Source organism: Paenibacillus xylanilyticus (assembly GCF_013359935.1).
Taxonomy (GTDB): domain Bacteria; phylum Bacillota; class Bacilli; order Paenibacillales; family Paenibacillaceae; genus Paenibacillus; species Paenibacillus xylanilyticus.
The window spans coordinates 25254-39729 of the sequence record NZ_JABMCB010000203.1; the positions used below are offsets into that span (position 1 = coordinate 25254).

The 14476-nt window shown below is 47.4% G+C and carries 17 protein-coding genes and 1 other annotated feature; of the genes, 9 read left to right on the forward strand and 8 right to left on the reverse strand.

Annotated features, from left to right (window positions below):
• Window positions 1-51 precede the first annotated feature (51 nt).
• From gnd to yunB, 3 genes are all read left to right on the forward strand, one after another.
• Window positions 52-945, forward strand: a complete 894-nt coding sequence (gnd, locus tag HP552_RS30870; protein ID WP_175399193.1) for a phosphogluconate dehydrogenase (NAD(+)-dependent, decarboxylating) — start codon at window positions 52-54, stop codon at window positions 943-945.
• Window positions 946-1030: 85 nt separating this feature from the next.
• On the forward strand, window positions 1031-1675 hold the full coding sequence (gene fsa / locus HP552_RS30875; protein WP_095361223.1) for a fructose-6-phosphate aldolase: 645 nt from the start codon (window positions 1031-1033) through the stop codon (window positions 1673-1675).
• A gap of 258 nt (window positions 1676-1933) precedes the next feature.
• The gene (gene yunB / locus HP552_RS30880; RefSeq protein ID WP_175399194.1) at window positions 1934-2809 is read left to right on the forward strand and encodes a sporulation protein YunB; all 876 of its coding nucleotides are present in this window, start codon (window positions 1934-1936) and stop codon (window positions 2807-2809) included.
• Between the two features lie 59 nt (window positions 2810-2868).
• Here yunB and HP552_RS30885 read toward each other — a convergent pair whose 3' ends face one another.
• A complete protein-coding gene (locus tag HP552_RS30885; RefSeq protein ID WP_175399195.1) occupies window positions 2869-3945 on the reverse strand; it encodes a M23 family metallopeptidase in 1077 nt (358 codons plus the stop codon).
• A gap of 203 nt (window positions 3946-4148) precedes the next feature.
• On the opposite strand from HP552_RS30885, the gene lipA reads away from it, so the two are divergent.
• Window positions 4149-5048, forward strand: a complete 900-nt coding sequence (gene lipA, locus HP552_RS30890; RefSeq protein WP_175399196.1) for a lipoyl synthase — start codon at window positions 4149-4151, stop codon at window positions 5046-5048.
• 14 nt (window positions 5049-5062) lie between these two features.
• Complete coding sequence (locus tag HP552_RS30895; RefSeq protein ID WP_246311136.1) at window positions 5063-5455, forward strand: YutD family protein; 393 nt, start codon at window positions 5063-5065, stop codon at window positions 5453-5455.
• A 72-nt stretch (window positions 5456-5527) separates the two neighbouring features.
• On the opposite strand, the gene HP552_RS30900 is transcribed toward HP552_RS30895, so the two are convergent.
• Both HP552_RS30900 and spoVV read right to left on the reverse strand, forming a co-directional pair.
• Entirely contained in the window at window positions 5528-6331 is an 804-nt protein-coding gene (locus HP552_RS30900; RefSeq protein ID WP_095292189.1) for an NAD kinase, read from the reverse strand.
• A 105-nt stretch (window positions 6332-6436) separates the two neighbouring features.
• Window positions 6437-7693 (reverse strand): dipicolinic acid transporter SpoVV, encoded by a 1257-nt coding sequence (gene spoVV / locus HP552_RS30905; RefSeq protein WP_175399197.1) that lies wholly within the window; start codon window positions 7691-7693, stop codon window positions 6437-6439.
• A gap of 562 nt (window positions 7694-8255) precedes the next feature.
• On the opposite strand from spoVV, the gene HP552_RS30910 reads away from it, so the two are divergent.
• Complete coding sequence (locus HP552_RS30910; protein ID WP_095361226.1) at window positions 8256-8633, forward strand: globin domain-containing protein; 378 nt, start codon at window positions 8256-8258, stop codon at window positions 8631-8633.
• A 36-nt stretch (window positions 8634-8669) separates the two neighbouring features.
• Entirely contained in the window at window positions 8670-9401 is a 732-nt protein-coding gene (locus tag HP552_RS30915; protein WP_175399198.1) for a DUF2225 domain-containing protein, read from the forward strand.
• 11 nt (window positions 9402-9412) lie between these two features.
• On the opposite strand, the gene HP552_RS30920 is transcribed toward HP552_RS30915, so the two are convergent.
• Both HP552_RS30920 and HP552_RS30925 read right to left on the reverse strand, forming a co-directional pair.
• Window positions 9413-9646, reverse strand: coding sequence for a hypothetical protein (locus HP552_RS30920; protein ID WP_095292183.1), 234 nt, complete (start codon window positions 9644-9646; stop codon window positions 9413-9415).
• On the reverse strand, window positions 9643-9813 hold the full coding sequence (locus HP552_RS30925; RefSeq protein WP_175399199.1) for a YycC family protein: 171 nt from the start codon (window positions 9811-9813) through the stop codon (window positions 9643-9645). The genes HP552_RS30920 and HP552_RS30925 overlap by 4 nt, the downstream gene beginning before the upstream one ends.
• A 129-nt stretch (window positions 9814-9942) precedes the next feature.
• Here HP552_RS30925 and HP552_RS30930 point away from each other — a divergent pair, with 129 nt between their 5' ends.
• Complete coding sequence (locus HP552_RS30930) at window positions 9943-11742, forward strand: M3 family oligoendopeptidase (RefSeq protein ID WP_175399200.1); 1800 nt, start codon at window positions 9943-9945, stop codon at window positions 11740-11742.
• Window positions 11743-12060: 318 nt separating this feature from the next.
• Complete coding sequence (locus HP552_RS30935; protein WP_175399201.1) at window positions 12061-12474, forward strand: O-methyltransferase; 414 nt, start codon at window positions 12061-12063, stop codon at window positions 12472-12474.
• A 76-nt stretch (window positions 12475-12550) separates the two neighbouring features.
• Here HP552_RS30935 and HP552_RS30940 read toward each other — a convergent pair whose 3' ends face one another.
• The 3 genes from HP552_RS30940 to HP552_RS30950 form a co-directional block, all read right to left on the reverse strand.
• Window positions 12551-12784, reverse strand: coding sequence for an alpha/beta-type small acid-soluble spore protein (locus HP552_RS30940; RefSeq protein WP_175399202.1), 234 nt, complete (start codon window positions 12782-12784; stop codon window positions 12551-12553).
• A 202-nt stretch (window positions 12785-12986) separates the two neighbouring features.
• Window positions 12987-13964 carry an aldose 1-epimerase gene (locus HP552_RS30945; RefSeq protein WP_175399203.1) on the reverse strand — a complete coding sequence of 326 codons (978 nt, stop codon included), beginning with the start codon at window positions 13962-13964 and terminating at the stop codon, window positions 12987-12989.
• Complete coding sequence (locus HP552_RS30950; protein WP_175399204.1) at window positions 13961-14143, reverse strand: hypothetical protein; 183 nt, start codon at window positions 14141-14143, stop codon at window positions 13961-13963. The genes HP552_RS30945 and HP552_RS30950 overlap by 4 nt, the downstream gene beginning before the upstream one ends.
• A 62-nt stretch (window positions 14144-14205) precedes the next feature.
• Window positions 14206-14451 (forward strand) — a binding site (T-box leader).
• The last annotated feature ends 25 nt before the right edge of the window (window positions 14452-14476 follow it).

Below are 14476 nucleotides of genomic sequence, written 5' to 3' on the forward strand. Positions count from 1 at the left end.
AAATTTTTGATATAGATAAACTTATAATTGTTCATAACAGGAGGATTTATCATGAAACTTGGACTTGTTGGATTGGGCAAAATGGGATTAAACCTGGGCAGAAACTTGATTGACCACAAACATGAAGTGGTTGCATTTGACTTGAATGCAGAAGCAGTAAACGAAATGAAAGAATACGGCGCACAAGGCGTTTCTTCTTACAAAGAGATGGTTGAATCTTTGGAATCCCCGCGTGTACTGTGGATCATGGTTCCTCACAATGTGGTAGATGCTGTACTGGCTGAAGTAAGCCCATTGCTTTCCAAAGGCGACATCATCATTGAAGCAGGTAACTCCCACTACAAAGAATCCATTCGCCGTTACGAAGAATTGAAACCATCCGGTATCCACTACATGGATGCTGGTACTTCCGGTGGTATGGAAGGCGCACGGAATGGTGCATGTTACATGATCGGTGGCGACCCTGAGGCTTGGGCGATCGTTGAGCCAGCTTTCAAAGACACTGCTGTAGAGAACGGTTATCTGTATGCAGGTAAAGCGGGCAGCGGTCACTTCCTCAAAATGGTTCACAACGGTATCGAGTACGGTATGATGGCTTCCATCGGTGAAGGTTTTGACGTACTGGAGAAAAGCGACTTCGACTTCGACTTCGAAAAAGTGGCTCGCGTATGGAACAATGGTTCCGTTATCCGTTCATGGCTGATGGAACTGACAGAGCGTGCGTTCTCCAAAGATGCAAACCTCGATGAAATCAAAGGTGTTATGCACTCTTCCGGTGAGGGACGCTGGACCGTGGAAACGGCATTTGACCTTCAAACGGCTACACCGGTTATCGCGTTGTCCTTGCTGATGCGTTACCGTTCCCTGGAGACAGATACCTTCACAGGTAAAGTGGTAGCAGCATTGCGTAATGAGTTTGGCGGTCACGCTGTAGAAAAGAAATAATTTATATATAACTGTTAACATATAAGGTTGTTCGGGTAATGATTATTATTGTGTTTACAAATTCATCAAGTGGAGGGAACATATCATGAAATTTTTCTTGGATACAGGGAATGTTGAGGAAATCAAACGGATTGAACGTCTGGGTCTGGTGGATGGAGTCACGACGAACCCGTCTTTGATCGCCAAAGAAGGCAGAGTATTTAAAGAAGTCATTCAGGAGATCTGTGGCGTTGTCAAAGGCCCGGTCAGTGCTGAAGTTATCGGCCTCAAAGCCGAAGATATGTTGAAGGAAGCTTATGAAATTGCTGAATGGGCACCGAATGTAGTCATTAAACTACCGATGACCGAAGATGGACTGTATGCTTGTCATGAGCTTACGCAAAAAGGAATCAAAACGAATGTAACCCTGATCTTCTCGGCAGCACAAGGTCTGATGGCGGCGAAAGCTGGAGCGACTTACATCAGTCCGTTCGTTGGCCGTCTGGATGATATTGCGGTGGATGGCATGAAGCTGATTCGTGATCTGCGTCTCATTCTGGATACGTATGATATGCCGTCCGAGATTATTGCAGCAAGCATCCGTAATATCAAACACGTTGAAGATGCAGCTCTTTCGGGTGCGCACATTGCGACCATCCCTGGTTCGCTTCTGCCAACATTGTGGAAACATCCGCTGACAGACAGTGGCATTGAGCGCTTCCTGAAAGATTGGGAAACTGTTCCTAAATGATTTTTGCACAATATCATGATGAATTATTAAGCAAGTGTTCATATTGAATTGAAGCCTTCCGTCCAGCAGAGCAATCTGCTGACGGGGGCTTTTTTTTATTAGGGTAAGCAGCATTAAGCTAGTTCTACGAAAGGGTTACTCCACTTTTACAAACGGATGATGTCCCCGCAACACGGGTGCTGTCCTTCTTTTTCGGGACAACAGTGCATAAGGATAACATATAACCCTATAGCTCATCCCGCAGGGGAGGGACACCCGATGATGAGAAAAAGATGGCGGAGTCGAAGACGACGGAAGCCGCCAAGCGGCAAACGCAAGATGTGGCTGATTATTTTACTGGTAGCGGTATTTTGCTTAATGCAGGGCTTTGCCTACGTGGATAAGAAAATGAAGCCTCCAATTATGCATCTGGCCAAAATCCGGGTGAAGCAGATTGCCACGGAAGCGATCAACAAGGCGATTACGGCGCAAGTTGCAGAAGGCAAATCGACTGAAGGACTGATTGACTGGAAAACCGATACGGCCGGAAAAGTGTCCGGTTTCATGCTGAACTATGATGAACACATGCGAATTACCGCAAGTACGATGAATATTGTGCAGTCCACGTTACAGAATGTGCATATGTTAAAAGAGAAAATCCCACTAGGTCAGGCGCTCGGGAGCCCGGTACTGGCCTCCTTTGGCCCGAATATTCCCGTTCGTATCGAACCTCAGGGGGCTGTGAAGGTAGATCTGAATACCCGGCAGCAGAATGCCGGAATCAACATGATTCTGGTGGAGGTGTATATTCACATCATTGCCGAAGTGGCCGTGGTGGTTCCCTTCGACATGGAGCCCGAGACGGTAGATACCGAAATACCGATATCCTATCTGCTGGTGGTCGGTGATGTGCCGATGTACTATTACGATAACCAGGGCAAGCCTGTAGGCAGCAACGGCAGCAGTGCACCGTCGATTGCGCTGCCATCAGGACAGACTGGGGTTTCGGGTGGAAATGGCGTAACGACCACCCCCTCAGGCCAGAACCAGCAGCAGGCTCCAGGAGAGAATCTAAACGGAGATGAATTTGAACTTGAACCAGATCTTTCAGGCGAAATTGAAGGGTTACCGCTAGATTCAGGCGTGAATCATTAGCAAAATGAAGAAGTTGTCATTATAAAAAAACGGGATCCTCCAGTAGAGGTCCCGTTTCTTTATTTGCTTTTAGCCTTGGCTTTTTTCTGAGCGCGCTCTTCCTGTTCCCAATGTTTCAATAATGGATAAGGATCGAATGACCATTCTGTGAGCCCGGTGTCACGGTAGATTCCGTAATGCAAATGAGGAGGGAATTTGCCCTGCGTACCCGGTTTTCCATAGCCTGAGCTGCCTACCCAGCCTATGACTTGACCAGGGGTAACAACTTCGCCAATATGGGCATTTTTATCAAACCCGGAAAGATGAGCATAATAGTGATAGTGGTTGTTTAGATCACGGATCCCTATCCGCCAGCCACCAAAGGGATTCCAGCCCTTGATCTCCACGACTCCGTAGCAGGTGCTTCGCACAGGAAGTCCTTGGGGAGCAAAGATGTCTGTTCCCTCATGGATGCGATAACCGCCCCAGCTGCGTTTGGTGCCCCAGGTGCTTCGATACGAATAATTGGTGCCGAGCGGTACGGGGAACGCATGATCAAACAGATCAATACGGTCAAAATGCTCATATAATTTCGCAAACTGCTGTATGCGCTGCACGGCCCGGGTATTGTGATAATACTCCCATAGGGCAATGCTAAAGTCCTCCTGGCGGGTTCCGTATTTTTGGATGACGTTCGCCATGCTGTATAAGACATCCAGATCATTGTTGGCATCTGCCACCCCGTCTCCCGATCCATCACGGCCGTGACCATTAAAAAAAGTGATGGAACCCGGCTGTTGATCCGTTTGGTCCGGGTTGAGCCAGCCTGTCCAGGCTGGAGACGTCATGAAAATACCTGTCAGTCGCTCCGGATGCTTGCGATCCTTGGGATGAGCACGAGTGAGGGTCCGTTCGTATTGATCGATGGCAGCGAGTCTGTACCATGGAATGCCACTAATCTGTTCCATGCTTTCATATAAACCTCGACGTGCTTTCAAAATCTCCGCTGGTTTCAGTTTGGCAGGTTCGGTTTTGGACGGCACAGCGGATGATTCACCATGAACATCAACAGGCAAGAATGGGAGAAGCAATGTGCCTGCAAGTAATGTTTTAATCCAAAACGAGTGAGTGAACCGCGATGTCAAGCGATCTTGCACAGGGAAGCAGCCCCCTTTCCGTTGAGATGATGCACAAAGTGCCCGGTGAACCAAGCTATAACCTAGCGTTCTTCAAAAGTCCTCATTTTATCCGTGAAAGCCTTATATGCACAAGATGTGACAAATGGGAGTTTTTCCAACGCTTTCATGGTATAATATGTTCCGAGCAACAGCCTAACTTCATTAGAAAGAGGGTTTACGCATTGGCTAAACGTGTTAAGGAACCGAAACCGGACTGGATTCGGATCAAATTGACAACCGGCGATAACTATCAGGAAATGAAAACGATGATGCGTTCCAAAACGCTGCATACAGTATGTGAGGAAGCACGATGCCCAAATATTTACGAATGCTGGGCCAATCGAACAGCTACTTTTATGATTTTGGGCGACATTTGCACACGGGCATGCCGTTTTTGCGCGGTTAATACCGGCTTGCCGACGGAGCTTGATTTGCAGGAACCAGAACGCGTGGCGGAAGCAGCGGAACAAATGAATCTGCAGCATTGCGTGATTACAAGCGTCGCTCGTGACGATTTGAAGGATGGGGGAGCGACCATCTTTGCCGAGACGGTGAAGGCAGTTCGCCGCCGTTTGCCTTTGTGCAGTGTGGAAGTGTTGATTCCGGACTTCCTGGGTGATCGGGAATCCCTGAAAATTGTGATGGATGCCAAACCTGACATTCTGAATCACAACATTGAGACGGTGGAGCGACTGTCGGACAAAGTCAGAGCCAAGGCCAAATACAAGCGTTCTCTGGAATTGCTTGCCCGTGCCAAAGAGATGCAGCCAAACATCCCGACCAAGTCCAGCATCATGTTAGGCGTGGGCGAGGAATATCAGGAAATTTTGCAAACGATGGATGATCTCCGTGCCGTGGATTGTGATATCATGACTATTGGTCAATACTTGCAGCCTTCGGAGAAACATCTGTTTGTTGAGAAATATTATCCGCCAGAAGAGTTCGCTGCATTGAAGCAGGAAGGACTGAAGCGTGGATTCAGCCACGTCGAATCCGGCCCGATGGTGCGCAGTTCTTACCATGCGCATGAACAGGTCAAATCTGCTGCAAAACATGCGGAGCAGGCGGCAACACACGCATAATGGAGGACACTGGATTGGAAGAAGAAAAAAGCACTGAGCAGGTTCAGGATGCACTCCAGGATCAATCTCAGGATAAATTACAGGATAAACCACAGGAAAAGATCATCGTTCAAGTGAACGGGAAAAATTATGAAATCGTGCAGAACCACAAAGAAGGCTGGAATCCGGAAGTTTTCCGTGACCGTTACAGTGAAGTACTGGAGCGCTACGATTATATTATCGGAGACTGGGGTTACAGCCAGTTGCGGCTAAAAGGCTTTTACCGGGACAACCATCCGAAAGCCACGAAGGATTCCACAATCTCAAGCATGGTGGATTATATTAATGAATATTGCAACTTTGGCTGTGCTTACTTTGTACTTCAAAAAAGCAAAGAGCAACCTGTCAAAGCAAAAAGCGGCTCCTGAGAAGGACCGCTTTTTTCTATGCTTATTAATGTGTATACCTTTGAATGTAATTGAGCTTGTTTCTGATCCAGGCTAGTCCAAAAAGGCAGTGCGAACCCGGTTCCAGAACGGATAGGGACGATACCGGGCAAAGCTTACCTTGTGACTCGCTACCTGACAACGTACGGAAATGAGATCTTCCACCATGACATTCACATGATCGATGGTGAGCAGCAGCCGTTGATCCTTACGTGAGAAAATGTCGCAGTGATGATGTTTGGGCAAAATAACCGGTGAACCAAGCGTACGGTAGACGCGGTTATTAATCGAAGCAATCTCGGCAATCTGTATGGCCTCGATGGTGGGATGCACCATGGCACCCCCCAGTGCCTTGTTGTAGGCTGTACTGCCTGAAGGCGTGGATACGCAGATCCCGTCACCCCGAAACATCTCAAAGGTCACGTCATTAATGTCGACTTGGGCAACGACAGTACCGTCCACACCTTTTAACGTAAACTCATTCAAGGCAATATAGGAGGTGTTGCCCGACTTTTTACGAATCTCAAGCTCCAGCAATGGATACTCTACAATCCGGGGTTTGAGTCGTTCGGGATCACCTTTGCCACTCATCAGTCTTACAAGTTCCTGCAGTTCGTCCTTCTTCCAATCGGCATAGAAGCCGAGATGGCCTGTATGAACCCCAACAAAAGCAATGTCCGGGATCCGGTCGATGAAATTGTGAAATGCCTGCAGCATTGTACCATCGCCCCCGATGGAGATGACAATCTCCGGCGATTCTGCATCCAGCTTGAACCCTTCTTCCTTCGCCAGCGCATGAAACTGCTGACTCAGATCAATCGATAACTGGTCTCCGCGGTCTTGAACATAGTATCTCAAGATGAAAGCTCCTTTGTGGTCATTATATTACCGATGATAATCAATTCCAGAGCAGAACACAACGTTGGATTGATATTCATTTGAAATATAGATGAACCTCGGGGCTTATTTTTGGAACCGTCCACGGATGAGAAGGGTACGAAGCAGGGAAAAGAACAACAAGACGAGCAGCACACCTACAAGAACCGCCAATCCCGAAAATACAATCTGTCCCGCATCTGGTGAGTATAAAGACATATCGTGGGGGAGAGCACCGGAATCACTCATGACGGGTCTTATCGATCCACCCATGATGGGTACCCATAGTAATATGACAAGTACAGGTGCGATAAGGGCATGAATAGCTCTGGCAAACAGAAATGGCCCGTATCTCATCGGTGTGTTGCTAAGTATACTCATAATTTGGGCATGCACCGACAGTCCGCCCCAGGACAAAACAAATGCAGCAGCGGCAGCCTTATATACGAGAGGGACTGCTGTACCAGCTCCGCCGGCTTCCTTGGCTCCCAGAGTCACTTCAAACAAACCACCCACGAGGCTTTGCGACAGCGCAGGCGGCAGGTTCATCCACGTGAGCAGTTGTTCGGTCATTCGATACAGTTGGCCAAGCCATCCGGTCTGTACAAGCAGCTCCATTATGACCGAGAAGAATACGACAAGCCCTCCTACGATGATAATAAGGCGAAGGGATGAGGAGACAGCCTGACGCAGCAATTCACCAAATGCCCGTCCATCCGCCATTCGTGCCTGATGCATGGCATGAATGGCCTGAAGCAGTCGGTTGCCCTTCGGTTGCCCGGAGGCGGTAGAAGGAGTAGGGTATTGGGCTGTTGAATCCGTGGTCCGTCCATGAAAACGCATGAGCAGACCAACGATAAAGGCAGCAGCGTAGTGAGAAGCGACCAGAACGGGAGCGACGGCTACATTTTGAAAGAAACCAACGGACACTGCACCGATCATGAAGATGGGGTCAGATGAAGTGGTGAACGCCACGAGTCGCTCGCCTTCTTCCCGGGTGACCAGCTTTTGGTCCCATAGCTGAGCGGTTAATTTCGCACCTGTTGGATAGCCGGAAGCACAGCTGACTGCAAATACAAAGCCTCCGCTTCCCGGAACCCGAAACAGCGGACGCATGAGCGGATTTAGCAGGGTACCGAGAAAATGGACGATGCCGAAACCGAGCAGCAGCTCAGAAAGAACCAAAAAGGGAAAAAGGGAGGGGAATAACACATCCCACCAGATGGAGAGCCCTCGTACACCTGCATGCCAGGTTTCTGCCGGAAACAGGACCATAAGAAAACAGAGAACCAGGAGAGCGAGTATAATCAGGACATGGGTGAGTCTAAATGATGAGGAAGCCATGTATACCTCTCCTTTATTTAATAATGGTCGTTAAGCTTGCATCCGTGAGTGTCGCTTGTGCCATCAATATATGAGTAAACGCGGACAAACAGTACAAATTAATATGTAGTAAGCGCTTGCAAAAGAGGCTGTATTTTTAAAGGATGTATGCTAAAATGAAAAAAACGCCTGAACGTCACCTATTTGTCCAAAGGGTGAAATTCAATTCGGATGGAGTGATGATATGAGTCTTGTCACCGGAATCCTGGTCTGTGCTTTTGTCTATGTGATACGTGCCTCGCTTGTACGCTCTGAAGAAGAGGACTGGCGAAGTTATTAATGGTATATGTAGTGCGCCAACCTTTCGTTTGGCGCTTTTTTTGTGTCTTCCGAAGTACGTTGGCTCTAGAAGGAAATACCCGAAGAGGGCCTTGACTTGCTGATGTTAGATAGGACTTTTGGGATTTTTTTGATAGAATGAGGATAAAGGTGATTACAGCCTGATCTTGATTTTGATTTCACATTTAAGCATAGGAGTGTAATATATGACAAAATTCGACACGACTAGTGAGGGTTTAGACGAATGAATCCCAATTTGAGCATTTATGAAAATCTGGGCGGAGAACAAGGTGTTCGGGCATTAGTGGAAGCCTTTTACCCCATTGTCCAGCAAAATGAACAACTGGCTCCCCTTTTTCCAGAGGATATACAGCCGGTCATGGATAAGCAATACATGTTTTTGTCTCAATTTTTCGGTGGGCCAGCATTGTTCTCCGAGGCATACGGTCACCCGATGATGCGTGCCCGCCATATGCATTTTGAAGTGACAGTGGAACGGGCACACGCCTGGCTCGCATGTATGGATCAAGCGTTGACACAGATCGGTGTGGAAGAGCCGTTGCATTCATTTGTCCTGCAGCGTTTGTCGGGGCCGGCACATCATTTTGTAAACACGCCGTAACTTCGATAACAGGATAACGGGAGAGGGATGGAACGAGTGGAATTAGAGCCTCTGTATAAGGTGAAAGTAACATGTCATTATTGCGAGACCGAGTTTGAAACGTCCAGAGTTAGACCTAGCTTGAAGCGGCCTTATCGGACGGATTCCGATTTTTGTGGCTACTACAAACTGGAAAATCCGGATTTCTATGTCGTTCGGATCTGTCCTGAATGCGGGTTTGCTTCGACAGAGAACTCAACCGATAAACTGACTGACAAGCAGCGACAGGCCTTCAAGGAACAGATCGGCAATCGTTGGGAGAAACGGGACTACAGTGGTGCTCGGACACTGGACCAGGCACTGGCTACTTACAAGCTGGGTCTGCTATGTGCGCAGGTGATACAGGAGAAAGATCGCGTGGTTGCGGGGCTGCTGCATCACATCGCCTGGTTGTATCGTTACCGGGAAGACCATGAGCAGGAACGTCGTTTTCTGGAATTTAGTCTGGAAGCCTATGTAAGAGTGTTCGAGCGCGAGGGTGCTGGGAGCAATGAGGCCAGATTGCTGTATCTGCTTGGAGAATTGAATCGCAGAGCAGGCCATTTCCATGAGGCAGTCAAATGGTTTGGACGTGTTATTCATGATAAGCGGATCACGGATGCGGCCATGATTCGAGCGTCGAGAGAGCAGTGGGCGCTGCTGAGGGAACAGATGATTTCCGGCAAGATGGAACTGCCTGAAGAAATGATTGAAGCAGACAAAGAGGCTGCTAAGCGCAGCCCCCTTTAAGTCATATGCAATTATTTGCGGACAGGCTTACTGGATAGCAGATAATCACTGTCGTTATCAATAACGGTCATACTGCCGTTACAACAAGGAAAGACCAGCAATTTCTTTTTGCCTTCACGAATGCGTACAAGCTCTCTCGGTTTGAGGGGCAATAGCACATTGCTTGCTTGGCAGAACGGGCATTGCTGTACATAAATGTCCCCCATGACAATATCATAGGGCCAGCTGTTCTCAAAAGGAATCATTCCTGCTCGCCTTCCGCAGGGGTTGATTTGGACGCTTCTTCTTTGGCCAATTCGGCAATCTTCTGAAGCAGGATGTGCTGGGGCATGTGCATCAGATGCTCGAGGGGTACGCCAAGGGATTCTGCTAATTTGACGGCTGTGTCAGCCGATATTTGTAAAGGTTTCATCACATTTACCTCCTGAAAAATGGCTTGAACTATTTCTCTAGTATAGAGATAGAGCACTCATAAAACCAGTTTTAATTGAAGTCTTTTCGTTCGAATCCTTGAATCCAAAAAAGAGAGGTGCCTTATTAAATGAAAACACCATTAAAACCCGTTTGGGATCTGGAGTCCATTTTTAGTGGAGGTTCTTCCTCCGAATCATTCGCGGCGTACTTGATTGAGCTCGAACAGGATGTACGCAAACTGCAAACCCTTTTGATCGAAACTTCTGCACCAAAAACCGTTGAAAAAACTTACGCGTTCGACAAAATCTTGGAATTGCTGCAAAGCTGTTATATCCGCGTTTCGGAAGGCTCTGCGTTTGTGTCTTGTCTTTCGTCGCAAAATCAGAAGGATAAGAAGGCTACGCAGCTTCAAGGCTCCATAAGTTCTCTCGCGGCTATGCTGAATAGCAGCAAGTCCAGATTCGACAATCTCCTCAGCAAGACGACAGATGACGTATGGGAGAAGTGGATTGCACGTGAAGAGATCAAGCCCTTGGCTTTTGTACTGAATGAGAGCCGTACACAGGCTCGTGAGAAGCTGTCGCCTGAACTGGAAGGTCTTGCGTTGGATCTGGGTGTCGATGGGTATCATGGCTGGGGCAAGTTCTATAATACCATTGTCAGCAAGGTAAACATTCCGTTTGAACAAAATGGTGAGACTATCATGCTGTCTGCAGGACAGGCTGCCAACAAGCTGAGCGACAGTGACCGCGATGTGCGTGAAACGGTATTTGCGAGCTGGGAGAAGGCATGGACGGACGTTGAAGACTTCTGTGCTGACACACTAAATCACCTTGCAGGATTCCGTCTCAAATTATATGAGAATCGTGGCTGGGACGACATTCTGAAGGAGCCGCTAGCGATTAACCGAATGTCACGCCAGACGCTGGATACGATGTGGGATGTCATTAACGGGGCTAAACCTGCACTTGTAAAATATCTGGAGCGTAAGGCACAGCTGCTTGGTGTGGATAAGCTCAGCTGGAGTGATATCGATGCACCTGTAGGCAAATCGGGTGGTAAAGTAACATATGATGAGGCAGCGATCAATATTGTTGAACAGTTTGCCAAATTCAGTCCAAAGCTCTCTAAATTTGCCGAGATGGCATTCGAGAAACGGTGGATTGAAGCCGAAGACCGTCCAGGTAAGCGTCCAGGCGGATTCTGTACTTCATTGCCGCTGAGCAAAGCTACCCGCATTTTCATGACGTTCTCCGGAACGCCGTCGAACGTGTCTACACTTGCACATGAGCTGGGTCATGGCTATCATCAGCATATTATGGAAGAACTTCCTGCACTGAATCAACGTTATGCCATGAATGTGGCAGAGACCGCCTCCACGTTTGCCGAGCTTATTGTTGCCGATGCATTGGTGCAGGCTGCAGCCGATGAACAGGAAAAGCTGGCCCTGCTGGAAGATAAGATTCAGCGCAGCGTTGCGTTCTTCATGAATATCCATGCCCGATTCCTGTTTGAGAATCGATTCTATGAACAACGCAAAAAAGGCTTGGTGAATGCAGATGAACTTTCCAAATTAATGGTAGAAGCTCAGCAGGAAGCATTCTGTGGTGTACTTGCATCGGATCACCCTCATTTCTGGGCATCCAAACTGCATTTTTATTTGACGGGTGTACCATTCTACAACTTCCCATACACATTCGGTTACATGTTTAGTGCAGGCATATACGCCAGAGCGCAGCAGGAAGGCCCAGCCTTCGCAGATAAATACGATGATTTGCTGCGGGATACCGGGCGAATGACGGTAGAAGAGCTTGCTCAGAAACATCTGGGCACAGATCTGACACAATCTGACTTCTGGCAAAATGCTGCTGATTTGGTTATTGCCGATATTGAGCAATTCCTTGAAATGACCGCAGCCGCCAAGTGACAAATGCAATCAACAATACCCAATCATTTTAATCGAGTTGAATAATACTCTGTTACATGAAAAAGAGAGCTGCATCACGTGTTAACCGACATGTGGATGCAGCTCTCTTTGATTATACTGTTAATTATTTGGATTCAGAGATTTTGTCGTATTATAGAGGATTAGCTCGTTTTAAAGCAGGGGATTGGCAATTAATTGTGCAAATTATAGTAATAAATACCCAAGTTTGTTTAGTTTTGTTGAATGAGTATATATGTTGTCATATAATGAGTCGTAAGTCCTTGTTTTATAGGACAAAGTGCATAAAGGAGGAGTGAAATGGTGAAAATTGACCAGCTTTCATTAGCACGACAATTGGATTTAGTGTTTAAAGAGCTTGATAAGGAATTAGAAGGGTTGGACTCAGGTGTTGTTTTTGTGCAAATACGCAATAATGTAATTGGAAAGTTCGGTATTCGACATAATCCGATAACTGGGCGGGATGGACAGATGGAAGTGGAAGATCAGGGATTAAGTGAAAGCCAGCGATCATCATTCCGCGTTATGGCGCTGGAAACGCTGAAATTTAAGCGGAACTGGACCCATGGGGAGATTTCGTATGACTTTACAGTGAGACAGGGCATGATTTTGGTGGATGCAACGATGGAATCGAATTACAACATGGCTAATCTCATGATTCGTTACCCTAGAACAAATACATACATGGAATCCGGAATGGAGTCGACTTCTTAATCATGCAGACATGCCAAAAGCGGCACTTCCGGAGAAGGCCGCTTTGGCTTCAAATCATCCAAGCATTAGTCCGAGCTTAAGAACGACCAGACAATTGTTGCTCAGCGATTTGTACCAGACGTTTAGTAATGTATCCACCCAGAGAACCTGTCTCACGGGAAGTGTAGTTACCATAGTATCCGTCTTGTGGAATTGTTACACCCAGCTCTTGTGCAGCTTCCATTTTCAATTGTTGCAATGCTGCAGTTGCTTGAGGAACAACCAGGTTATTGGAACGGCTTCCGCTACCTCTGTTTTGACCTCCGTACATGTGTGTCACCTCCTTATGGCTTGGTGATGTTAGTATGGTTAGAGAATGAAGAAATATACGTGATATGGCGTAAGGGAAAAAATGGGATTTAGAATGGCTGAATAACATGAAAAAAGCCGATCCAGACAGGATCGGCTACATTGTTTATTAGGTAAATATTATGAGTGTTCCAATGCAATACTCATATAAGATTTAAAGGTTACTACTCGGCAGCGGGAGCCATAACCTCAATACGGGTGAGAAGTTCAACAGGCTGCTCAGGTTCCAGACGAATTAACCCGGTCTGTTTGTCCGTCAGAGGAAGATTCGGGGCATCCGAGAGCCAAGTGTAGGGCTCAATGCACAGAAACTGATCGGATTCACCTTTGGTAAAGAGAACCCAGTGCTTAAAATACTGTTCATCTGCTGAATAGTTCAGCACATATCCATCTTGACGACGAAGTGTTGCGGTAGCCGCCTGACCCTCAGTTGCTTTTAGGATCGTATCCCAATTGCGTCCCTGCATATTCATTCCTTCGTTTAAGGATTCCCATTCACCAAGAGGTTCAAGCTCGCCCGTAGGCAGCTGTTCTTCGTTCTGAGCGTACACGCCCGAGACAGGCAATTGCAGTGTCCATTCGGCAGGCTTGCCGTCTAGCAGGAACCATGTATGATATCCCATTCCAAACGGAGCGGGAGTGGACCCCAGGTTGGTGACACGAAGACGCTGGCTCAGCACAGAATTTTGCAGTCTGAACGTCATTTCGAGTTTCAGTGGCACCGGAAATTGCGCCATCCAGTGCTCTTCATTTGCAGTCAGCAATTCGGTAGTAATGGCACAGCCTTCTTCATCTTCTTCAATGTCGCTGACACACCAGGATTGGGTGCGATGGAGACCGTGAATATGGTTGTCATTTGCCGTATTCTGATCGAACTGGTATTGAACCCCTTCGTACTCGAAGCGTCCGCGATGAATGCGCCCCGGTGGAACCAGAAGCGGAACGCCGAAGTGATATGGTTTCTGCAGATAAAATGCTAACTCATCTTCTTCAGGACTGCGAACGACATCACGATCCTGTACCAGATCACGAATCGAGATGATATTATTTCCTAGACGCGGCAGCAGAGTGATCTCCAATTCACGGCTATGTAGGATATACGTGTCGTAACCATTCCATTGGCCTTTGGTCACTTGTTTCATATCGATGCTCCTTTTCCCACTTGAAATCTGTCTGCAGGCGGCTTGTCATGCTCCGCCGCAGGCGTGTCATTGAGTACATGCCAGCAATCCCATACAGCCTTCAGATCGAGGGCTGAAACAGGATAAGCAATTCCATCATAACAGATTTCGGCTTGGTGGGTAAAAAAAGCTGATTCCATTTTTGACAATCTGCGTGAAGCGCATTAAGATGGAATTCAGATAGCAATCACTTATGAATTCAATTAAAGCGATGACAGGGACAAGTACGTCAGGAGAAAACTCTTCAGAAAGCCGGTGGGTGATGCGAACCGGTGTGAACTCTTAACCGAATGGGCCCTTGAGTGCCGATTGGAACAGGTGAAGCTTGTGATATACCAAGCGAACCTCAGTAGAATGGGACGTCTATTCCACGTTACGGGAAAATGAAGGTGTTTTTGCGAATGGAAAAACACGAATAAGGGTGGCACCACGGTCTCACGTCCCTTGCGGATGTGAGGCCTTTTTGCGTCCGC